This is a genomic window from Agromyces rhizosphaerae, from assembly GCF_027925245.1.
Lineage (GTDB): Bacteria > Actinomycetota > Actinomycetes > Actinomycetales > Microbacteriaceae > Agromyces > Agromyces rhizosphaerae.
Genome location: NZ_BSDP01000001.1, coordinates 3,177,794 through 3,199,070 on the forward strand (window position 1 = coordinate 3,177,794; position 21,277 = coordinate 3,199,070).

General features: G+C 71.1%; 19 protein-coding genes. 9 read left to right on the forward strand and 10 right to left on the reverse strand.

Translation table 11 applies throughout. From position 1 onward, the window contains the following. Positions 1-82 precede the first annotated feature (82 nt). On the forward strand, positions 83-1,360 hold the full coding sequence (gene clpX, locus QMG39_RS14995; protein WP_281886398.1) for an ATP-dependent Clp protease ATP-binding subunit ClpX: 1,278 nt from the start codon (positions 83-85) through the stop codon (positions 1,358-1,360). On the opposite strand, the gene QMG39_RS15000 is transcribed toward clpX, so the two are convergent. The 3 genes from QMG39_RS15000 to sepH form a co-directional block, all read right to left on the reverse strand. After that, entirely contained in the window at positions 1,342-2,325 is a 984-nt protein-coding gene (locus QMG39_RS15000; protein ID WP_281886399.1) for a phosphotransferase, read from the reverse strand. The genes clpX and QMG39_RS15000 overlap by 19 nt on opposite strands. A 19-nt stretch (positions 2,326-2,344) precedes the next feature. Further along, positions 2,345-2,629 (reverse strand): hypothetical protein, encoded by a 285-nt coding sequence (locus QMG39_RS15005; protein WP_281886400.1) that lies wholly within the window; start codon positions 2,627-2,629, stop codon positions 2,345-2,347. A 102-nt stretch (positions 2,630-2,731) separates the two neighbouring features. Continuing rightward, positions 2,732-3,913 (reverse strand): septation protein SepH, encoded by a 1,182-nt coding sequence (gene sepH / locus QMG39_RS15010; protein ID WP_281886401.1) that lies wholly within the window; start codon positions 3,911-3,913, stop codon positions 2,732-2,734. A 198-nt stretch (positions 3,914-4,111) separates the two neighbouring features. On the opposite strand from sepH, the gene QMG39_RS15015 reads away from it, so the two are divergent. Beyond that, positions 4,112-4,405, forward strand: a complete 294-nt coding sequence (locus QMG39_RS15015; RefSeq protein ID WP_281886402.1) for a DUF4193 domain-containing protein — start codon at positions 4,112-4,114, stop codon at positions 4,403-4,405. A gap of 9 nt (positions 4,406-4,414) precedes the next feature. Here the strand turns inward: QMG39_RS15015 and QMG39_RS15020 are convergent, their stop codons facing one another. Beyond that, a complete protein-coding gene (locus QMG39_RS15020) occupies positions 4,415-4,870 on the reverse strand; it encodes a DUF3093 domain-containing protein (protein WP_281886403.1) in 456 nt (151 codons plus the stop codon). A 39-nt stretch (positions 4,871-4,909) separates the two neighbouring features. Here QMG39_RS15020 and dut point away from each other — a divergent pair, with 39 nt between their 5' ends. The 5 genes from dut (at position 4,910) to dxs (ending at position 11,804) form a co-directional block, all read left to right on the forward strand. After that, positions 4,910-5,386, forward strand: a complete 477-nt coding sequence (dut, locus tag QMG39_RS15025; protein WP_281886404.1) for a dUTP diphosphatase — start codon at positions 4,910-4,912, stop codon at positions 5,384-5,386. Then, positions 5,383-6,009 (forward strand): DUF3710 domain-containing protein, encoded by a 627-nt coding sequence (locus tag QMG39_RS15030; protein ID WP_281886405.1) that lies wholly within the window; start codon positions 5,383-5,385, stop codon positions 6,007-6,009. The genes dut and QMG39_RS15030 overlap by 4 nt, the downstream gene beginning before the upstream one ends. Then, a complete protein-coding gene (locus QMG39_RS15035) occupies positions 6,006-6,776 on the forward strand; it encodes a DUF3159 domain-containing protein (RefSeq protein ID WP_281886406.1) in 771 nt (256 codons plus the stop codon). The genes QMG39_RS15030 and QMG39_RS15035 overlap by 4 nt, the downstream gene beginning before the upstream one ends. A gap of 159 nt (positions 6,777-6,935) precedes the next feature. Then, the gene (gene acnA / locus QMG39_RS15040; RefSeq protein ID WP_281886407.1) at positions 6,936-9,746 is read left to right on the forward strand and encodes an aconitate hydratase AcnA; all 2,811 of its coding nucleotides are present in this window, start codon (positions 6,936-6,938) and stop codon (positions 9,744-9,746) included. A gap of 129 nt (positions 9,747-9,875) precedes the next feature. After that, the gene (gene dxs, locus QMG39_RS15045; RefSeq protein ID WP_281886408.1) at positions 9,876-11,804 is read left to right on the forward strand and encodes a 1-deoxy-D-xylulose-5-phosphate synthase; all 1,929 of its coding nucleotides are present in this window, start codon (positions 9,876-9,878) and stop codon (positions 11,802-11,804) included. A 72-nt stretch (positions 11,805-11,876) separates the two neighbouring features. On the opposite strand, the gene QMG39_RS15050 is transcribed toward dxs, so the two are convergent. The 4 genes from QMG39_RS15050 to QMG39_RS15065 form a co-directional block, all read right to left on the reverse strand. Beyond that, positions 11,877-14,015: a 3-hydroxyacyl-CoA dehydrogenase NAD-binding domain-containing protein gene (locus QMG39_RS15050; RefSeq protein ID WP_281886409.1), complete on the reverse strand. Its 2,139-nt coding sequence runs from the start codon at positions 14,013-14,015 to the stop codon at positions 11,877-11,879. A gap of 8 nt (positions 14,016-14,023) precedes the next feature. Next, positions 14,024-15,241, reverse strand: coding sequence for a thiolase family protein (locus tag QMG39_RS15055; RefSeq protein ID WP_281886410.1), 1,218 nt, complete (start codon positions 15,239-15,241; stop codon positions 14,024-14,026). A 76-nt stretch (positions 15,242-15,317) separates the two neighbouring features. After that, complete coding sequence (locus QMG39_RS15060; RefSeq protein ID WP_281886411.1) at positions 15,318-16,514, reverse strand: ribonuclease D; 1,197 nt, start codon at positions 16,512-16,514, stop codon at positions 15,318-15,320. Continuing rightward, the gene (locus QMG39_RS15065) at positions 16,507-17,097 is read right to left on the reverse strand and encodes a DUF3000 domain-containing protein (RefSeq protein ID WP_281886412.1); all 591 of its coding nucleotides are present in this window, start codon (positions 17,095-17,097) and stop codon (positions 16,507-16,509) included. Before QMG39_RS15065 ends, QMG39_RS15060 begins: the two co-directional genes overlap by 8 nt. 79 nt (positions 17,098-17,176) lie before the next feature. On the opposite strand from QMG39_RS15065, the gene QMG39_RS15070 reads away from it, so the two are divergent. Then, the gene (locus QMG39_RS15070; protein WP_281886413.1) at positions 17,177-18,433 is read left to right on the forward strand and encodes an alpha/beta hydrolase; all 1,257 of its coding nucleotides are present in this window, start codon (positions 17,177-17,179) and stop codon (positions 18,431-18,433) included. A 10-nt stretch (positions 18,434-18,443) separates the two neighbouring features. Here QMG39_RS15070 and QMG39_RS15075 read toward each other — a convergent pair whose 3' ends face one another. Further along, entirely contained in the window at positions 18,444-18,884 is a 441-nt protein-coding gene (locus tag QMG39_RS15075; RefSeq protein ID WP_281886414.1) for a SufE family protein, read from the reverse strand. A gap of 43 nt (positions 18,885-18,927) precedes the next feature. Further along, a complete protein-coding gene (locus QMG39_RS15080) occupies positions 18,928-19,827 on the reverse strand; it encodes a sulfurtransferase (RefSeq protein WP_281886415.1) in 900 nt (299 codons plus the stop codon). Between the two features lie 141 nt (positions 19,828-19,968). Here QMG39_RS15080 and zapE point away from each other — a divergent pair, with 141 nt between their 5' ends. Continuing rightward, on the forward strand, positions 19,969-21,021 hold the full coding sequence (gene zapE / locus QMG39_RS15085) for a cell division protein ZapE (protein WP_281886416.1): 1,053 nt from the start codon (positions 19,969-19,971) through the stop codon (positions 21,019-21,021). Positions 21,022-21,277 lie beyond the last annotated feature (256 nt).

The window sequence follows — 21,277 nt, forward strand, 5'->3', positions numbered from 1 at the left end:
TCGCGACATGATCGCGCGAGTTCCCTCACAGAGTCGGTGCGGCGGGTTAGGCTCGAACCGACGCACATCGAAGGAGGCTCGCATGGCCCGCATTGGCGAAAGCGCCGACCTGCTGAAGTGCTCCTTCTGCGGAAAGAGCCAGAAGCAGGTGCAGCAGCTCATCGCCGGTCCCGGCGTGTACATCTGCGACGAGTGCGTCGAGCTCTGCAACGAGATCATCGAGGAGCGCCTCGCCGAGTCGGGCGAGGAGACGCAGGGCGAGTTCGACCTCCCCAAGCCCAAGGAGATCTTCTCCTTCCTCGAGGAGTACGTCATCGGGCAGGAGCCCGCGAAGCGCGCCCTCGCCGTCGCGGTCTACAACCACTACAAGCGGGTGCGTGCACGCACGACGCTCACGTCGGCCGACCACGCGCGCGACGAGGTCGAGATCGCGAAGTCGAACATCCTGCTCATCGGGCCGACCGGCTGCGGCAAGACCTACCTCGCGCAGACGCTCGCGCGACGCCTGAACGTGCCGTTCGCCGTCGCCGACGCGACCGCCCTCACGGAGGCCGGCTACGTCGGCGAGGACGTCGAGAACATCCTGCTGAAGCTCATCCAGGCGGCCGACTTCGACGTCAAGCGCGCGGAGACCGGCATCATCTACATCGACGAGGTCGACAAGATCGCCCGCAAGGCCGAGAACCCCTCGATCACCCGCGACGTGTCGGGGGAGGGCGTGCAGCAGGCGCTGCTGAAGATCCTCGAGGGCACGACCGCCTCGGTGCCGCCGCAGGGCGGTCGCAAGCACCCGCACCAGGAGTTCATCCAGATCGACACGACGAACGTGCTGTTCATCGTCGCCGGCGCGTTCGCCGGGCTGGAGGACATCATCTCGTCCCGCGCAGGCAAGCGCGGCATCGGCTTCGGCGCCCCGCTGCACAGCAAGGACGACGAGGTCGACATCTTCAGCGAGGTGCTCCCCGAAGACCTGCACAAGTTCGGCCTGATCCCCGAGTTCATCGGCCGCCTGCCGGTCGTCACGACCGTCTCGCAGCTCGACCGCCCGGCGCTCATGCAGATCCTCACGGAGCCGAAGAACGCGCTCGTCAAGCAGTACGAGCGAATGTTCGAGCTCGACGGCGTGGAGCTCGAGTTCGACCAGGGGGCCATCGAGGCCATCGCCGACCTCGCGGTGCTCCGGCAGACCGGTGCGCGAGGGTTGCGCGCGATCCTCGAGGAGGTGCTCGGGCCGATCATGTTCGAGGTGCCCTCGAGCGAGGAGGTCGCCCGCGTGGTCGTCACGCGCGAGGCCGTGCTCGACAACGCGGCGCCCACGATCGTGCCGCACAAGCCGCGCCGTCAGGAGAAGTCGGCGTAGTCCCCTCCGGCGTGCCGCAGCACGCCCAGCAGTTCGTCGGCCGCGTAGTGCGCCCAGCGCCGGAGTTCGGGCTCGGTCATGTCGTCGATCACGCCGGTCCACGTCCCCGTGCGGTTGACGGCGTGCACGATGCGCATCGATCGCCACTCCTCGGCGGTGGGCGGGCGGAGTCCCCACGCCGCGGCCCACGCGTCGCGCACGGGTTCCCACGCGAGGTCCGGCTGACGATCGATCCAGTCGTGCGGCACCGCAAGCACCTCGAGCGCGTTCGCCCACTGCCCGTCTGCGAGGTCGAACAGCCGGACGCCGTCGGCCAGGGGGAAGGCGTTACCGGGGTGGAGATCGCCGTGGTTCCACGCCGACGGGTACGGCGAGTCGGCGAGCACGCGCACGGCGTCCGCGACCGCCGGGCCTGCGGCCCGCAGGCGCGACGCATCGGCATCCACGAGTCGCGCGGGGTGCGGCGCCGGAAGCCCCGCCAGCAGCTCGACGAGGTCCTCGAACCGGTCCTCCACCCGGATGCTGCGATCCGGCACGCCCGCACCGACCAGATCCGTGCGCCGTCCCACGAGGGAGCGCTGCAGGCGCGCCGCCTCGCCGACGAGCCGGGCCCAGACGTCGGTCGTGACCTGGCCCCGCTCGGCGACGGACGGCCCGTGGTCGGTCATGAGCAGGAGCCCGCGTCCGGCGTCGATCGCGAGCGGCGCCTGCACGGCGTCCGCCACCAGTTCCGCGAGCACCGCCTGCACGCGCGCCTCGAAGGCCATCGCCGGGTGGTTCTGCTTGCACCACACGGTGCCCGCGTCGGTGGCGATCGTGAGCTGCGTCGACCACGGCCGCACGCGGCGCCGCTCGAGCGGCCCCGTCGGGCGGACGCCGACCTCGCGCAGCATCCGCCGCACCCGGCCCTCGGTCGCGGCGAGCCACTCGGGGGAGCTCACGTGCTCGCTGAACGGGTCCGGCATGCGCACAGCCTAAGGAGTGTCAGTCGTAGGTGCCGACGACGCTCCACCGGAGCGTGGCGGGGTCGAGCACGACGTCGAAGACGAGCGAGCCCGAACCGTCGTCGGCAGTGCCCTGGAAGCGCCAGCCCGTGACGTCGAGCGGCCCGCGCACGCCCGTATCGGCGAGCGGGCGCCACCAGGGACACGTGCCCACCAGCGCGGTCGGCCGATCGCTCACGCGGTAGCGCACCTGACGCCAGACGAGTCGGCGCGGCTCGCCGTCGTCACCCGTCGAGACGACCGTCTCCTCGTCGATCGTGCGCATCGCGTCACCCTCCGTTCGAACATGTGTTCGAATGGTACGACGCGCGGGCGCGACACGCCAACGCCCGGTGGACGGGCGTCAGCGGGCGGTCGTGGCCGCTGCTCAGGCGGGGTCGTCGTCGCTGCGCGCGCCGAAGACGATCTCGTCCCAGCTCGGCATCGACGCACGGCCCTTCTTCGAGTTCGCGGTCGCGCGCGCGGGGGTGGCGGAGTCGCTCTCTCCCGAGGCGGCGACGCGGCCCCAGAGCGAGTCACCGGCCGGCTGCGCAGGAGCCGCCGGCTTCTGCGCCTCCTGCTTCTGCGGCGGCCGCTTGGCCGCGGGCTGCCGCTTCTGCGGCGACTTCCGAGGCGCGCGTGCCGGCGCCGGGGCGGGCGCCTCGTCGAACTCCTCGTCGAACGTCGACAGGGGGATGTCGAGCGACTGCTCGGTGTCGTCGGAGACCTCGGCGACGGCGGCCGACTCGCGCTCGCCACGTCGCTTCCGCAGCGCCTCGAGCAGGTCGGCGGTGTCGCTCATCGCCTGCTCGGGCTCGGCGGCGCGCTTGATCGCCGCGTTCGCCGCGGCGGGGCTCGACGTCTTCACCGTGCGCGAGTACGACAGGGGCTCGGGCTGCGGCGGGGCATCCGCCGGCTCGAGGTCGTCGTCGAACGCGAAGGCGCCGCTGTCGAACCGCGACGCGTCGGGGTCCTGCGCGCCCACCGCGCGGAGCTTGGGGATCAGCCCCTCCTTCGGCTCGCCGGGCTGCGACAGCGTCACGGCCTCGGAGTTCAGCGGCTGCAACGCGCGCTTGCGCGGCTCGAAGCCCCAGCGGGCGTCGTGGTCGATGTCGTCCGCACGGAACTCGAGCTTGACCATCCAGCCGCGGTCCTCCTCCTTCCAGCTCGCCCAGCGGCCGCGGTCGGCGCCGAGCTTGTCGAGCCGGTCGCGGATGACGCTGCCGAACGTCGGGGGAGTGTCGGGGTCGACCTCGCCCTCGATGTGCACGGGCACGGCGAGGGCGGAGTTCACGATGTGCTCGCGCTCGGCGAGCACCGGCCCCTCGAACCGGCGGATCGCCTCGAGCGACGCCCCGGTGAGGGTCGCGACCTCCTCGGCCGACAGGCCGGCGCGGATGTGCGCCTGCACCTCCCTGGGCGCGAGTCGCGGTGCGTTGGGTGATTCCGGATGCGACTGGCGGAGCTTCGACTGCACCACGTCGTCGATCGGGATCCTGAATCTCGCCCCCTCGTCGGAGGCGGCGAGCAGCGCGCCGTTCTCGACGCCGATCACCTTCAGTTCCTGCATGTCGCCGGGCCCTTCCCTGCTCACTGTTGCGAGCAAGGATGCCATGGGCCCCGGCAGGCGCAGGGGAATACCCCGGGCGTGCCGGAAGTTGCAGCGGGCAGATCGACCGGCGGCGTGGGGCGTTTGCACTTCCACCCCGGTTGATGCAGACTATGGCCGCCGATTTTCTTCGGCTGTCCCACCAAGAAATGGAACGGAATGGCAACAGATTACGACGCACCGCGGAAGAGCGACGACGACTCGGAGTCGATCGAGGCTCTCAAGGAGCGCGTACCCGACAAGAACTCGGGAATGGTCGACGCGGATGACGCCGACAACCCCGGTGGGTTCGACCTGCCGGGAGCTGATCTCTCCGACGTGGAACTCGACGTCGTGGTGCTGCCTCCGCAGGCCGACGAGTTCACGTGCGTGAGCTGCTTCCTCGTGAAGCACCGCTCGCAGATCGACCACGAGACCAAGCTCGGGCCGATCTGCCTCGAGTGCGCGGCCTGATCGGCGCCGCTACGCAGACTCCGATGGCCGTCGCGATCCGTTGATCGCGGCGGCCATCTCCGTCGGCCGGCGCGACGACACGATCCAGTAGGGGGTCGGGTCCTGCTCGTCGACGATCGGCACCTTCACGACGTGCGGCACCCAGCCGCGGATCAGCAGCCAGGCACGGGCATCCAGCCGCACGCCCCGCTCGGCCGTGGCATCCGCCCCCTCGTGCGCGGTCGCCTCGCCCGTGAGCGCGAGCGGAATGCTGGCCTTCCCCGCGCGCAGCTCGGTCCCGGTCACCTCGACGACCGGCGCCGCGGCGACGAACGCGCCGAGCGTGCCGAGGTAGAGCACGATCCCGGTCACGATGCCCGCGGGCAGGGAGACGGGCGCCAGCACGAGGATGCTCGCCGGGATCAGCAGCAGGCTGACGACGATCATCCAGGGGGTGGGCCAGAGTCGTTCTCGGTACACGTGCATGGATCCATTCGACCAGATTTCTTCGACTACCCTCGACACGTGACCGATTCCGTCGAGGTGCTCATCACCGCTGACCGCGTGCCCGCATACGCCCACCCGGGCGACGCCGGGGCCGACCTGCACGCGTCGGAGTCGCTCGTGCTCGCACCGGGGGAGCGGGCCACCGTCGGCACCGGCGTGGCGGTCGCGCTGCCCGACGGCTACGTCGGATTCGTCGTCCCGCGCAGCGGCCTGGCGTTCAAGCACGGCATCACCATCGTCAACGCCCCGGGCACGATCGACGCGGGCTACCGCGGCGAGATCAAGGTCTCGATGCTGAACACGGATGCCTCCGAGGCGTACGAGATCCGCGAGGGCGACCGCATCGCGCAGCTCGTCGTCATGCCCGTCAGCCGGGCGCGCTTCGTGCCGGTCGACCGGCTGCCCGGAAGCCATCGGGGGGAAGGCGGGTTCGGGTCGACCGGATTCGCCGCCGACGCACACCCCACACCCCAGTCAGGAGCCGCATCAGCGTGAGCGAGATCGAGAACGCCGACCGACCGGTCGACCACCCCAAGTCCGCCCCGGAGGACCGCGACACCGCGGGCCCGCTCGACGAGTCGGAGGCCAACCCGGTCCGCCCGTACGTCGACCTCGGCGGCGTGAAGGTGCTGCCGCGCGAGGGCCTGCACCTGCGCCTCGAGGTGGAGGAGTCCACCAAGCGCGTGGTGGCGATCGGGCTCGACTACGCGAACTCGACGCTGCAGGTCCAGCCGTTCGCCGCGCCGCGGTCCAGCGGCCTGTGGCACGAGATCCGCGAGCAGATCGCCACGCAGATCACCGGCCAGGGCGGCACGATCACGCCCCGCGAGGGCGCGTTCGGGCCCGAGCTGCTCGCGCAGATCCCGGTTCCGGCGACCGAGCAGCAGGCCGCGCACACGCGGCTCGCCCGCTTCGTCGGCGTCGACGGGCCGCGCTGGTTCCTGCGCGGCGTGATCGCGGGCGACGCAGCCGTCGACCCGTCGGCCGCCGCGCTGGTGGAGGACCTGTTCCGCAGCATCGTCGTGGTGCGCGGCAACACCCCGATGCCGCCCCGCGACCTCATTCCGCTGCGCATGCCCCAGGGCTCGGGCGGATCGAAGCCGCCGGCCGCCCCGTGACCACCGTGTCCGACCCCGCGCACGGCGACCGCGACGAACCCGCCGAGGGCGAGCGGGACGACGACGTCGCCGCGCACGAGACCGCGGCCGGCATCGGCGCGGGCCTCGCGCAGGCCGCCGAGCGCTCCGGGCTGGGCGGGCTCGCCCGCGACGAGGCGCTCACGGCTCGTGAACTGCTCGGCGCCCTCGGCGGCGTCCGCGGGCTGTGCGAGGCGATCCTGCCCGGGCTCGTCTTCCTCACGGTCTACGCGATCTGGGGCGAACTGGTCCCGGCGCTGGCCGGATCGGTCGGCCTCGCCGTCGTCTTCACCATCGCCCGCCTGATCGCGCGCACGCCCGTGACGCAGGCGGTCGCGGGGCTCGTGGCCGCCGGGGCATCCGCAGCCCTCGCCCTCTGGACCGGCCGCGGCGAGGACAACTTCGTGCTCGGCCTGTGGACCAACGGGGCGTACGCGGCCGCGATCCTCGTCTCGCTGCTCGTCGGCTGGCCGTTGCTCGGCCTCGCGGTCGGGTTCCTGATGGGCGACGGGCTGGAGTGGAAGCGCGACCGGCGCAAGTACCGTGCCATGCAGCTGCTCACGGTGCTCTGGCTCGGCCTGTTCGTCGGCCGGTTGGCCGTGCAGCTGCCGCTCTACCTGGCCGCCAACGTCGAGGGCCTCGCCCTCACCCGCCTGCTCATGGGCGTGCCGCTGTACGCGGTGCTGCTGGTGCTGTCGTGGCTCGTGGTGCGCGCCGTGTACCCGTCGGGCTCCGACCGGGGCGAGTGATACAGTTATCTCGACATCGAGATAAATGTACCGAGCTGGACGAGCCCGGTCCGCAGCGCGGCGATTAGGTTACCCTTGCTGGCGGGGGGCCCAGTTCGGCCGCGAGAATCACAGGCGGGCCGGTCCGCGCCGGTCGCATCGAGCGAAGGAGAGGCCAACGTGTCTGCAGTGAACAGTTTCGGGGCGAAGGACGCGCTCCGGGTCGGCGACGACTCGTACGAGATCTACCGCGTCGACACGGTTCCGGGGTACGAGAAGCTGCCGTTCAGCCTCAAGGTGCTCCTCGAGAACCTGCTGCGCACCGAGGACGGCGCGAACGTCACCAAGGCGCAGATCGAGGCGCTCGGCTCGTGGGTGCCGACGGCCGACCCCGACACCGAGATCCAGTTCAGCCCTGCGCGCGTGGTCATGCAGGACTTCACCGGCGTGCCCTGCATCGTCGACCTCGCGACCATGCGCGAGGCCGTGGTCGCCCTCGGCGGCGACCCGAGCAGGATCAACCCGCTCTCGCCGGCCGAGATGGTCATCGACCACTCCGTCATCGCCGACCTCTTCGGCACCGAGAACGCCCTCGAGCGCAACGTCGAGATCGAGTACGAGCGCAACGGCGAGCGCTACCAGTTCCTCCGCTGGGGCCAGACCGCGTTCGACGACTTCAAGGTCGTGCCGCCCGGCACCGGCATCGTCCACCAGGTGAACATCGAGCACCTGGCCAAGGTCATCTACTCGCGCGACGTCGACGGCGTCACCCGCGCCTACCCCGACACCTGCGTCGGCACCGACTCGCACACCACCATGGTCAACGGCCTCGGCGTGCTCGGCTGGGGCGTCGGCGGCATCGAGGCCGAGGCGGCCATGCTCGGCCAGCCCGTGTCGATGCTCATCCCCAAGGTCGTCGGCTTCAAGCTCTCCGGCGAGATCCCCGCCGGCGTCACCGCGACCGACGTCGTGCTCACGATCACCGACATGCTGCGCCAGCACGGCGTGGTCGGCAAGTTCGTCGAGTTCTACGGCCCCGGCGTGGCATCCGTGCCGCTCGCCAACCGCGCCACCATCGGCAACATGAGCCCCGAGTTCGGCTCGACCGCGGCGATCTTCCCGATCGACGACGTGACCCTCGACTACCTGCGCCTCACCGGCCGCACCGAGGCCGAGGTCGCGCTCGTCGAGGCGTACGCGAAGACCCAGACGCTCTGGCACGACGCCGCGAACGAGCCGTCGTTCTCCGAGTACATGGAGCTCGACCTCGGCACGGTCGTGCCGTCGATCGCCGGCCCGAAGCGCCCGCAGGACCGCATCGTGCTCTCCGAGGCCAAGACCCAGTTCGAGTCGGACCTCACCAACTACGCCGACGTCGAGCACGACCTGGTCGACCTCGAGATCGCGGAGTCCTTCCCGGCGTCCGACCCGCCCGGCAACACGCCGGAGGACGAGTTCAGCCACCACGAGCACCACCACCGGAGCCACGCGCCGAAGACGGTGTCGAAGCCGACGAAGGTGGATGCCGCGGACGGCTCGTCGTACACGCTCGACCACGGCTCGGTCACGATCGCCGCCATCACGTCGTGCACGAACACGTCGAACCCGTCGGTCATGCTCGCCGCGGGCCTGCTCGCGCGCAACGCGGTGAAGAAGGGCCTGAAGGCCAAGCCGTGGGTCAAGACCACGCTGGCGCCGGGCTCCAAGGTCGTCACCGACTACTACGAGAAGGCCGGACTCACCCAGGACCTCGAGGACCTCGGCTTCTACACGGTCGGCTACGGCTGCACCACCTGCATCGGCAACTCGGGCCCGCTCATCGAGGAGGTCTCGGCCGCGGTGCAGCAGAACGACCTCGCCGTGACCGCGGTGCTCTCGGGCAACCGCAACTTCGAGGGCCGCATCAACCCCGACGTGAAGATGAACTACCTCGCGAGCCCCCCGCTCGTGATCGCGTACTCGCTCGCCGGCTCGATGAACTTCGACTTCGAGTCCGACCCGCTCGGCACCGACACCGACGGCAACGACGTCTACCTCAAGGACATCTGGCCGGATGCCTCGGAGGTGCAGGACACCATCGACTCGTCGATCAACCAGGACATGTTCACCACGCAGTACGCGAGCGTGTTCGAGGGCGACGAGCGCTGGCGCACGCTGCCGACGCCGACCGGCGCGACCTTCGAGTGGAACCCCGAGTCGACGTACGTGCGCAAGCCCCCGTACTTCGACGGCATGACCATGGAGACGACGCCGGTCGCCGACATCGCCGGTGCACGCGTGCTCGCGAAGCTCGGCGACTCGGTCACGACCGACCACATCAGCCCCGCGGGCGCCATCAAGGGCGACAGCCCGGCCGGCAAGTACCTCGTCGAGCACGGCGTGGAGCGCAAGGACTTCAACTCCTACGGCTCGCGTCGCGGCAACCACGAGATCATGATCCGCGGCACGTTCGCGAACATCCGCCTGCGCAACCAGCTCCTCGACAACGTCGAGGGCGGGTACACGCGCGACTTCACCCAGGCCGACGCCCCGCAGTCGTTCATCTACGACGCGTCGATGAACTACCAGTCGCAGGGCATCCCGCTGGTCATCTTCGGCGGCAAGGAGTACGGCTCGGGCTCGAGCCGCGACTGGGCGGCCAAGGGCACCAACCTGCTCGGCGTGAAGGCGGTCATCACCGAGAGCTTCGAGCGCATCCACCGTTCGAACCTCATCGGCATGGGCGTCGTGCCGCTGCAGTTCCCCGCCGGCGAGTCCGCCGACTCGCTCGGGCTCGACGGCACCGAGGTGGTCTCGATCACCGGCCTCGAGGAGCTGAACTCGGGCACCACGCCGAAGACGGTGCACGTCGTCGCCGCGCCGAGCGAGCACTCGCCCGCCGGCAAGGAGACGGTCGAGTTCGACGCGGTCGTGCGCATCGACACGCCCGGTGAGGCCGACTACTACCGCAACGGCGGCATCCTCCAGTACGTGCTGCGCAGCCTCGTCTGACGCACCGTCCGTAGCACGCGAGCGACCCGGCAGTCCAGCTGCCGGGTCGCTCGTCGCTTCCCCAGACTCCCGGCGTAGACTCGGCGGACGGCGACCGCGAGGCGCCCGTGCACCGGAAAGGTACCCTGCATGACCCTGCTCGAGACGATCGACGGCCCCCGAGACCTGGACCGGCTCTCGCCCGCAGAGCTCGACCAGCTGGCGCGCGAGATCCGGGAGTACCTCGTCGCGAGCGTGTCGCAGACCGGCGGGCACCTGGGGCCGAACCTCGGCGTCGTGGAGCTGACGCTCGCGATCCACCGCGTCTTCGAGTCGCCGAAGGACGCCATCGTCTTCGACACCGGGCACCAGTCGTACGTGCACAAGATGCTCACGGGCCGGCGCGACCTCTCCAGCATCCGCACCACCGGCGGCCTCGCCGGGTACCCGCAGCGCTCCGAGTCGGAGCACGACATCGTCGAGAGCTCGCACGCGTCGAGCTCGCTGTCGTGGGCCGACGGCATCTCGCGCGCGTTCGAGATGACCGGCCAGCAGGACCGCCACGTCGTGGCCGTGGTGGGCGACGGGGCGCTCACGGGCGGCATGACGTGGGAGGCGCTCAACAACATCACCGACGACAACAACCGCAGGCTCGTCGTCGTCGTCAACGACAACGGGCGCTCGTATGCGCCGACCATCGGCGGCATGGCCCGGTTCCTCAACTCGGTGCGCACGCGTCGCGGCTATCGCGCGCTGCACCAGTCGAGCCGGAAGGCGTTCGATCGCCTCGGCGGGCCGGCCCGGGCCGTCTACCGGGGCGTCCGCGGCGGCCTGCACGGCTTCCTCAGCCGGTTCTCGAACAACGAGGCGCTCTACTCGAACCTCGACATCAAGTACATCGGCCCGGTCGACGGCCACGACGAGGGCGCCGTCGAGCGGGCGCTCGTGCAGGCGCGCGACTACGGCACCCCCGCGATCGTGCACGTGATCACCGAGAAGGGCCGCGGCTACGAGCCAGCGCTGCGCGACGTCGCCGACCAGTTCCACGCCGTCGGGCAGATCGACCCGGAGACGGGGGAGTCGCTCGTGGCCGCATCCGCCCCCTCGTGGACCAGCGTGTTCTCCGAGGAGCTCGTGCGCGTGGCCGATGCCGACGACCGCGTCGTGGGCATCACCGCGGCGATGCTGCGCCCGACCGGGCTGCACCGCATGGCCGAGCGCTACCCCGACCGCGTGCTCGACGTGGGCATCGCCGAGCAGCACGCGGTCACCAGTGCCGCCGGGCTCGCGTTCGGCGGGCTGCACCCGGTGGTCGCGGTCTACGCCACCTTCATGAACCGCGCGTTCGACCAGGTGCTGATGGACGTCGCGCTGCACCGCGCGGGCGTCACGTTCGTGCTCGACCGCGCCGGCGTCACCGGCCCCGACGGGCCCAGCCACCACGGCGTGTGGGACCTCGCGATCCTGCAGGTCGTGCCGGGCATCCGGCTCGCGGCGCCCCGCGACGCCGAGCGCCTCGCCGAGGAGCTGCACGAGGCGGTGCAGGTGCAGGACGCCCCGACGGTGCTGCGCTTCCCGAAGGGCTCGGTCGGCACCGAGTACCCCGCCGAGCGCCGCACGCCCGACGGCGTGGACGTGCTGCGCGAGACCGACCGTCGCGACGTGCTGATCGTCACCGTCGGCCCGATGGCCGGCATCGGCCTCGAGGTCGCCGAGCGGCTCGCCGACCAGGGGATCGGCGCCACCGTCGTCGACCCGCGCTGGGTCGTCCCCGTGCCGCGCAGCGTCGTCGAGCTCGCGCGCGACTACCGCATCGTCGTCAGCATCGAGGACGGCATGCGCGTGGGCGGCATCGGCACGCGCATCCGCCAGGACCTCCGCGAGGCCGACGTCGACACCGCGGTCACGGAGATCGGGCTGCCCGACGAGTTCCTCGACCACGGCTCGCGCGGCGACATCCTCGAGCGCGTCGGACTCACGCCCCAGCACATCGCGCGCGACGTGACCGCGATGGTGCTCGGCAGCAAGCTGCCGCACGCGCGGGCCGTACCTGCCGACGAGGAGGCCTCGACCCGCTGAGGCGGGCTTCTCGCACGAACGACGAACGCCCCGGAGCCGAAGCTCCGGGGCGTTCCTCGTGTCGCCGTGGCGTCAGGCGCCCACGCCCGCCACCGGCGGGTGGTGGAACGTGTCGCCGAAGGCGCGCTCGCTGGCGCCGACGCGGTCCAGGTACGGCGTGGCGCCGCCCATCTGGAACGGCCAGCCGGCGCCGAGGATCATGCACAGGTCGATGTCCTCAGGGGCGTGCACCACGTCGTCCTCGAGCATCCGGTGCATCTCGTCGGCCAGGCCGTCCTCGAGACGCGTGCGGATCTCCTCCGCGGTCATCGGGTTCGTGCCGCCGGCGACGATCTTCACCGCGCCCTTGTCGTAGCCGGTGACGTTGCCCTTGCCGTCGCGCTCGAGCAGCTTGCCGTGCTCCGCGAGGCGGTGCAGGTTGTCGCTCGCGAAGAAGCGCTCCGGGAACGCCGCGTGGTGCGTGTCGAGCACGTGCGCGCCGACCTTGAGGCCGACGAGCTCGAGCAGCTCGAACGGGCCCATCGGGAGCCCGAACGGCTTCACGGCCTCGTCCACGACCTCGAACGGCGTGCCCTCGTCGACCGCGTGCATCGTCTCGCCGAGCACCTTGGCCAGCACGCGGTTCACGACGAACCCGGGGGTGTCGCGCGTGATGACCGCGTTCTTGCGGAGCTTCGCCGCGATCACCATCGCGGTGGAGAGCGTGGCCTCGTCGGTCTTCGGGGCGTTCACGACCTCGATCAGCGGCATGACGGCCACCGGGTTGAAGAAGTGGAAGCCCACGAGCCGCTCGGGGTTGGCGAGCTTCGCGCCGATCTGCTCGACCGACAGCGACGAGGTGTTCGTGGCGAGCACGGCCTCGGGGGAGACGTGCTGCTCGATCTCGGCGAAGACGTCCTGCTTGATGCCGAGCTCCTCGAACACCGCCTCGATGACCCAGTCGCAGTCGGCGAAGTCGGCCTTGTCGGTGGTGCCGGTGACCAGCGCGCGCAGGCGGTTCGCCTCGTCGGAGGAGATGCGGCCCTTCTGCTCGAGGGTGCCGATCTCATCGCGGATGTAGGCGAGGCCCTTGTCGACGCGCGCCTGGTCGAGGTCGGTGATGACCACGGGCACCTGGAGGCGGCGCACGAACAGCAGCGCGAACTGGCTGGCCATGAGGCCGGCGCCGATCACGCCCACCTTGGTGATGCGCTTCGCGAGTGCCTTGTCGGGCGCGCCGGCCGGCTTCTTGGCGCGCTTCTGCACGAGGTTGAACGCGTAGATGCTGGCCTGCAGCTGGTCGCCGACGATGAGGTCGGCGAGCGCCTCGTCCTCGGCGGCGAAGCCGGCCTCGCGGTCGTTCGACTTGGCGCCCTTGAGCAGCTCGAGCGCGACGTACGGCGACTTCTGGACCTCGCCGATGCGGCGCTTCAGCATCTTGGTGGCGATGCCGATCGCGGCATCCCACTTCACCATGCGCTCGACCTTGCCCGGCTCGTTCGGCCGCTTCACCTTCACGCGGCCCGCGACGACGTCGTCCGCCCAGCGGATCGAGTCCTCGAGGAACGCGGCCGAGGCGAACATGCGATCGGCGATGCCGAGCTCGAGCACGTCCTTGCCCTTGAGGGTGCGGTTCTGCTTGAGCGGGTTCTCGATGACCACCTTGAGGGCGTTCTCGATGCCGATCAGGTTCGGCAGCAGGGTCGCACCGCCCCAGCCGGGGATGAGCCCGAGGAACACCTCGGGCAGCGCGACCGCCGGGGTCGAGGCGTCCACCGTGCGGTAGTCGGCGTGCAGCCCGATCTCGAGGCCGCCGCCGAGCGCGAGCCCGTTGATGAACGCGAACGTGGGCACGCCCATGGTGTGCAGCTTGCCCAGCGCGTGGTGGCCGAGCTGGCCCATGCGCAGGGCGATCTCGTGGCTCGGGATCTCGGCGACCTTGCTGAGGTCGGCGCCTGCGGCGAGGATGAACGGCTTGCCCGTGACGGCCACCGCGTCGATGTCGCCGGCCTTCGCCTGCTCGGCGAGCCGGTCGAGCGTGTCGGCGTACTCGAGCAGCGACTTCGGGCCCAGCGTGTTCGGCCGGGTGTGGTCGCGCCCGTTGTCGAGCGTCACCAGTGCGAGCACGCGCCCGTCGGAGAGCGGGACCTCGCGCACGTACGAGTGCGTGACGACCTCGTCGTCCGACAGGCCCGCGAGCTCCGTGAAGTCGATCTTCGTGTAATCGGTCATCGCGGTGCTCAGCCCTTCCTGCTCTTGCGCTCGGCCTTCTTCGACCAGTTCGGGTTCTCCCAGATCATCGTGCCGCCCTGTCCGAGGCCCACGCACATGGCGGTGATGCCGTAGCGGACGCCCGGCTGCTCCTCGAACTGGCGGGCGAGCTGGTTCATGAGGCGCACGCCCGACGAGGCGAGCGGATGCCCGACGGCGATCGCGCCGCCCCACTGGTTGACGCGCGGGTCGTCGTCGGCGATGCCGAAGTGGTCGAGGAACGAGAGGACCTGGATCGCGAACGCCTCGTTCAGCTCGAACAGGCCGATGTCGTCGATCGACAGGCCCGCCTTGCGGAGCGCCTTCTCGGTCGACGGCACGGGGCCGATGCCCATGATCTCGGGGTCGACGCCGGCGAAGCCGAAGCTCACGAGCTTCATCTTCGGGGTGAGGCCCAGCTCCTCGGCGGCCTCGCCCGACGCGAGCAGGGCGACCGTCGCGCCGTCGTTGAGGCCGGACGCGTTGCCGGCCGTGACGCGGCCGTGGGGGCGGAACGGGGTCTTGAGCCCGGCGAGGCCCTCGATCGTCGTCTCGGGGCGCGGTGCCTCGTCCTTCGTGGCGAGGCCCCAGCCCTCCTCGGTGCGGATCGCGACCGGGATGAGGTCCTGCTGGATCTTGCCCGCCTCGTAGGCCGCGGCGACCTTCTGCTGGCTGCCGAGGGCGAACCGGTCGGCGCGCTCCTTGGTCAGGTGCGGGTAGCGGTCGTGGATGCGCTCGGCGGTCGCGCCCATGACGAGGGCGTCCTCCGACACGAGCTTCTCCGCCACGAACCGCGGGTTGGGGTCGACGCCGGAGCCCATCGGGTGCCGACCCATGTGCTCGACGCCGCCGGCGATCGCGAGGTCGTACGCCCCGTAGCCGATCGAGGCGCCCATCATCGAGGCGGCGGTCATCGCGCCCGCGCACATGCGGTCGATCGAGAAGCCCGGAACCGACTTGGGGAGCCCCGCCAGGATTGCGGCACTGCGGCCGAGGGTGAGCCCCTGGTCACCGGTCTGGGTCGTCGCGGCGATGGCGACGTCGTCGATGCGGTCCTTGGGAACGTTCGGGTTGCGCTCCAGCAGTCCGATGATCGCCTTGATCACCAGGTCGTCGGCGCGGGTGTTCCAGTACATCCCCTTCTCGCCGGCGCGGCCGAACGGGGTGCGCACCCCGTCGACGAATACGACATCAGCTCTTTCGGCCACTCTGCCTCCACCTTTCGCTTCGGAACGGTCCGATCCTAGGGAGGGGGTTCGACCCGGCGGAATCGTTTGCCGGTTCCTACGAACCGGTCGTGACGCCCACGTCGTCGGCTTGGGCTGCCTCTACAAAGGCATCGGCGATTCTCTGTGCGGTTGCGTCAACCTGCCACGGTCTGGCGCCCAGATCGGCCAGTGCGGAGGCGATCGACACGGCCGTCGCGGGCTCCGGAGGGGACCAGGCGACGCGGCGCAGGTAGTCGGGCGTGAGCAGGTTCTCGACCGGCATGCCCATCGATTCCGCGACCTCGGTGAGCGCGCGGCGCGCGGGCTTCAGCCGCGCATCCGCCTCGGGATTCCGGCTCGACCAGGCGCGCACCGGGGGGAGCGTGTCCGCGGGGACCCGCACGGCGGGGAGGTCCTGCGTGGTGCGACCCTCCTCGATCGCCGCCCACCAGCGGTCGATCTCGGTGCGGCTCGCGCGCCCGGTGAAGGTGCGCAGCTCGGCGAGGGCGCGCTTGCTCTCGGGCAGCGACTTGGCGACCGCGACGATCGCGGCGTCGGGCACGAGGCGGCCCGGCGCGATGTCGGTCTCGCGCGCGTACTCGTCGCGTGCGGTCCAGAGTGCGCGGGCGATGGCGAGCGCGCGCTGGCCGCGCACGCCGTGGATGCCGGAGAGCCGGCGCCAGGGCTCCGCGGGTGCGGGCTTCGCCTCCCGCTCGAGCACGGCCCGGAACTCCTCCTCGGCGATGGCGCGCTTGTCGGCCGCGTCGAGCTCGTCGCCCATCCGCTCGCGCACGTCGACGAGGTGCTCCACGTCGAGCGCCGCGTACTGCAGCCACGACTGGGGGATGGGCCTCGTCGACCAGTCCGCGGCGGAGTGCTCCTTGGCGAGCGTGATGCCGAGGAGGTCCTCGACGACCGCGGCGAGTCCGACCTTGGGGCGACCGAGCAGCCTGGCGCCGAGCTCGGTGTCGAAGATGCGCACCGGGTCGAGGCCGACCTCGCGCAGGCACGCCAGGTCCTGGCTGGCCGCGTGGAGGATCCACTCCTCGTCGCCGATCGCGTCCTGCAGCGGCGCGAAGTCGCCGATGGGCGGCGGATCGAACAGGAACGTGCCCGCTCCCCGACGGTAGACCTGGATCAGGTAGGCGCGCTGCGAGTACCGGAAGCCGCTCGCCCGCTCCGCGTCGACGGCCACCGGGCCGGCACCGGAGGCGATCGACCCCGCGGCGGCGGCGAGGCCGTCGGGGGTGTCGATCACCTGGTAGTCAGCCACGCCGGGCCCTCTTTCGTGCGAGGAGGGTCACTCCCTCCGTCGATGGCGGAAGCCCCGCGAGCATGCAGAGCAGTTCTCCCCAGCCTTCCACATGCGCGGCGACCTCGTGGTCGAGGGGCGTCCAGGAGGCCCGCAACTCGATCTGTGCGCCGTCGCCCTGCTCGGCGAGTTCGCCGTAGCCGGTGGAGAGCACCTTGGTCGCGGTGCCGGATGCCGCGGCATAGCGTGCACCTCGCGCGTCGAGCGCGTCGACCAGCCACGACCAGGCCACGTCGGCGAGGAACGGGTCGAGCCCGATCTCCGTCTCGAGCGGCGCCTGGGCGAAGCAGATGATGCGGAACCGCCCGCCCCACTCCTCGGGCTCCTCGGGGTCGTAGAGCAGCACGAAACGACCGGTGCCGAGTTCGGAGTCGGACCCGTGCGGGGTGGGCGACACGTCGGCCGCGAGCGCGACGGCGTAGGGCGCGAGCGACGATGGCGCGGGGATCTCCGAGATCGCGAGCTCGGGCCTGGTCGACGAGCGGCGGAGCGCGTCGAGCGCGGCCGCGAACTCCGGCGGCGGAGGTGACGCTTGCTCGGGCACGTGTGCAGACTAGAGTCTCGACTAGGGAGCGCGGCAGCGGCACGCCGTCGCCGCCGGTCACGGACGTGAGGGGGATCACGTGGCGAACGGGTTGCGCAGGCGACGGTCTGCTGCGGCGACGGAGGGCGCCCGTGCGGTGTTCGGCATGGCCGCGGGCGGCGCGATCGCAGTCTCGGCGGTGCTGGCCGCGGTCGGGGCAGCGTCCTCGCTGCTCGCCTCGTTCGTCGCCCGGGCGATCGTCACGCCCTCGAGGTACAAGGTCGAGGACACGCGCGTCGTCGCGGTCGACCTCGCCCGTCACGAGATCACGCTGGGCGCGACGCCCGATGCGCGCATGCGCGGCGAGTACTCCTTCTGGTTCCATCAGGACACCGGCCACGCGCGCCTCGGCGAGGTGCTCGAGGAGACGCCCACGGTCGTGCGCCGCAGGCTGCTGGGCGTCGACTTCGGCGTGCTGGCGACGGCCCACCGCGGGCGCTTCAGCGGCTGGTTCCACCTCGGGCCGTGGGAGCTCGGGCATCCGTATCGCGACGTAGTGATCGACACCCCGGTGGGTCCCGCTCCGGCGTGGCTGGTCCCCGCCGCCGAGGATTCCGGCCGCTGGATCATCCACATCCACGGCCGCGCGGTCCGGCGCCAGGAGTGCCTGCGCGGCCTTCCGGCCGCCCACGCGGCGGGATTCACGTCCCTCGTCGTCAGCTACCGCAACGACGGTGAGGCGCCGGAGGGGCCCGACGGCCGCTACCGCCTCGGCGACACCGAGTGGCTCGACGTGAACGCGGCGATCGAGTACGCCGTCGAGCACGGCGCGAGCGAGATCGTGCTGATGGGCTGGTCGATGGGGGGCGCGATCGCGCTCCAGACGGTGCTGCGCTCGCGGCGCGCGCGTTCGACCGTCGTCGGGCTCGTGCTGGAGTCGCCGGCGATCGACTGGCACGACATCCTGTCGTACCAGGGCGCGACCTACCGCCTGCCGCCCCCGCTCACGCGCCTCGTCATCGCGATGCTCTCGAGCCGGTGGGGACGCCTCTTCACCGGGCTCGGCTCGCCGATCGGCTTCGACCGGCTCGATGTCGTGGCCCGGGCGGACGAGTTCGACCTGCCGATGCTGCTGTTCCACAGCGCGGACGACGGCTTCGTGCCGGTCGCGGGTTCGGATCGCCTCGCGGCGGCGCGACCCGACCTCATCACGTACGAGCGGTTCACCCGTGCGCGGCACACCAAGCTCTGGAACGACGACCCGGTGCGATGGAACGGCGCGCTGGCGGTCTGGCTCGGCGAGCTCGCCCGCGGAGGGACGCGGGCGGAGCGCCCGTCCGTGCCCGCGCACGGCTGAGGCGGCCCGCTCAGGCCTCGCGCGACCGCTCGAGCTGACGCTTGATGCGGGCCAGCATCGCGGTCATGCCGCGGATGCGCAGCGGGGAGACCGCCTCGGTGAGCCCGAGCGACTGGGGGTAGTCCGCGGGCACCGCGAGCACCTCGTCGACGGCGAGCCCGTCGAGCCCCTGGGCGAGGATCGACGCGAAGCCGCGGGTCGTGGGCGCCTCGACCGGCGCGGTCGCGTGCAGGTGCACGGCGCCCGAGGCATCCGTCTCAGTGAAGATGTAGACGGGCGACTGGCACTCCTCGACGCGCTCGAGCAGGTCGGGGTGGTCGCGGTACCGCTCGGGGAGGTCGGGGAGCTCCTGCGAGAACTCGAGCAGCAGCTGCAGGCGGTCGCGCAGGCCGAGCGCGAGGAAGTCCTCGCGGATCTCGGCGAGCTGGGCGGGGAGTGCGGTGGTCGTCATCCGGGCCATTCTCCCATCGACCGCCTGCGCGGGCGCTGCACGCTCACCGGCCGGGAACGGCCCCGGGCTCGGTGCCGGTCACGATCGGCACGCGCACCGCGCTGCCCCACTCGGTCCACGACCCGTCGTAGTTGCGCACGTGCTCGAAGCCGAGCAGGTGGGTCAGCACGAACCAGGTGTGGCTCGACCGCTCGCCGATCCGGCAGTAGGCGATGACCTCGTCGCCGTCGGCGAGCCCGGCCTCGCCCTTGTAGATCGCCTCGAGCTCGTCGCGCGTCTTGAAGGTGGCGTCGGGTGCCGCTGCGCGGGCCCAGGGCACGGATGCCGCCGAGGGGATGTGCCCGCCGCGCAGCGCGCTCTCGTCGGGGTACGCGGGCATGTGCGTGCGCTCGCCGCTGTACTCCTCGGGCGAGCGGACGTCGATCAACGGGCTGCCGAGGTGGGCGAGCACGTCCTCCTTGAACGCGCGGATCGTCGTATCGTCGCGCTCGACGACCGGGTACTCGACGGGCACGGGGGAGGGGACGTCGGTCGTGAGCTCGCGCCCCTCGGCGACCCAGAGGTCGCGGCCGCCGTCGAGGAGGCGCACGTCCTCGTGGCCGAAGAGCGTGAACACCCACAGCGCGTAGGCCGCCCACCAGTTGTTCTTGTCGCCGTAGACCACGATGGTCGTGTCACGTGAGATGCCCTTCGAACCGAGGAGCGCGGCGAACTGCTCGCCGTCGAGGTAGTCGCGCACGACGGGATCGTTGAGGTCGGTGTGCCAGTCGACCTTGACCGCGCCCGGGATGTGCCCGGTCTCGTAGAGCAGCACGTCCTCGTCGGACTCCACGACGACGAGGCCGGGGTCGCCCAGGTGCGCCGCGAGCCACTCGGTCGAGACCAGGCGCTCGGGATGGGCGTACGCGCGGAACTTGTCGGCGGGGTCGGCTGCGACGGACATGGTGCCTCCTGGTGTCGCCCGATGGGGCGGGGTGATGGTGGGAGCGGACTAGGCTGGTGGCCTGTTCCACTACGAATGTACGCGGAGGGTCGGTCACCGGAGGGGTGGCTGTAACCCGGTGCAACACGGGAGGCCCCCCAGGTGAGTTCGACCACGCCCGGCACGATCGTCCGTCTCGTCGACCGGGACCCGTCGATCACGGGGGCGGAGATCGCCGCCGAGCTCGTGCCGCCGCCCCAGTTCGCCCACGCGAGCTTCGAGTCGTACCGTCCCGACCTCGACTACCCGTCGCAGCAGGCGGCGGTCGATCGCCTGCAGGCGTTCTCCCGAGGGTGGACCTCGAGCCAGCGCCCGGGCGGCTTCTTCTCGTGGAACAAGAAGGCCAAGCCGGAACTGCCGGGCGTCTACCTCGACGGCGGGTTCGGCGTCGGCAAGACCCACCTGCTGGCCGCGCTGTGGCACACCGCGCCGGGCCGGAAGTACTTCGGCACCTTCATCGAGTACACGGCGCTGGTCGGCGCGCTCGGCTACGCCAACGCCGTGTCGCTGCTGCGCGGCGCCGAGCTGATCTGCATCGACGAGTTCGAGCTGGACGACCCGGGCGACACCATGCTCATGACCCGGCTCCTCGGCGAGCTCATGTCCAGCGGCACGCGCGTGGCGGCGACGTCGAACACGCCGCCGAACGCGCTGGGCGAGGGCCGGTTCGCCGCCGCGGACTTCCTGCGCGAGATCCAGGCGCTGTCGAGCAACTTCGAGACGCTGCGCATCGACGGCCTCGACTACCGACGGCGTGACACGACCGGCGAGGCGATCGCGGTCGACGGGGAGTCGCTGCGCCGGAGCGTCGCCGCGCTCGCGGACCGCGGCCACACCGTCGCCGTGGCGGGATTCGACGAGCTCATCGCGCACCTCGCGACGGTGCACCCGTCGAAGTACATCCGGATGATCGAGGGGCTCGAGGTGCTCGCGATCGAGGACGTGCGCGTGCTGCACGACCAGAACGCGGCCCTGCGGCTGGTGGCGTTCGTCGACCGCCTGTACGACGCGGAGGTGCCGATCGTCTCCACCGGGGTCGCGCTCAGCGAGGTCTTCGACGACGACATGCTGGGCGGCGGCTACCGCAAGAAGTACCTGCGCTCGATGTCGCGGCTGGTCGCGCTGACGACCGGCGAGCTGCCGCCGCACGACTGATCCGGGCGGCTGGGTCGCCCTCGCGCGGATCCGTTGCACAGCGGGGCTCGGCGGCGCGCGTCCGATGCGTGGTCTCGCGGCATCCTCCCTGCGCCACGAAACATCCTGTTTACATTCGCCCGTTCTTCGTAACAGACGCGAAACACTTTCGGCATCCTGATTGAAACGTCGCGGCACCATTCTGAAACGCGTACCCGCGCCGGAACCCGAATCCTTCGGACCTTCGCGGGGCTCCCCTGCAAATCCGAAGAGGTGT

Coding starts and splice junctions, on each gene's coding strand:
- clpX (WP_281886398.1), top strand. CDS start 83: ATGGCCCGCATTGGCGAAAGCGCCGACCTGCTGAAGTGCTCCTTCTGC.
- QMG39_RS15075 (WP_281886414.1), bottom strand. CDS start 18,884: ATGACGACCACCGCACTCCCCGCCCAGCTCGCCGAGATCCGCGAGGAC.
- dxs (WP_281886408.1), top strand. CDS start 9,876: ATGACCCTGCTCGAGACGATCGACGGCCCCCGAGACCTGGACCGGCTC.
- QMG39_RS15020 (WP_281886403.1), bottom strand. CDS start 4,870: ATGCACGTGTACCGAGAACGACTCTGGCCCACCCCCTGGATGATCGTC.
- QMG39_RS15080 (WP_281886415.1), bottom strand. CDS start 19,827: ATGTCCGTCGCAGCCGACCCCGCCGACAAGTTCCGCGCGTACGCCCAT.
- QMG39_RS15005 (WP_281886400.1), bottom strand. CDS start 2,629: ATGCGCACGATCGACGAGGAGACGGTCGTCTCGACGGGTGACGACGGC.
- sepH (WP_281886401.1), bottom strand. CDS start 3,913: ATGCAGGAACTGAAGGTGATCGGCGTCGAGAACGGCGCGCTGCTCGCC.
- QMG39_RS15015 (WP_281886402.1), top strand. CDS start 4,112: ATGGCAACAGATTACGACGCACCGCGGAAGAGCGACGACGACTCGGAG.
- QMG39_RS15050 (WP_281886409.1), bottom strand. CDS start 14,015: ATGACCGATTACACGAAGATCGACTTCACGGAGCTCGCGGGCCTGTCG.
- QMG39_RS15000 (WP_281886399.1), bottom strand. CDS start 2,325: ATGCCGGACCCGTTCAGCGAGCACGTGAGCTCCCCCGAGTGGCTCGCC.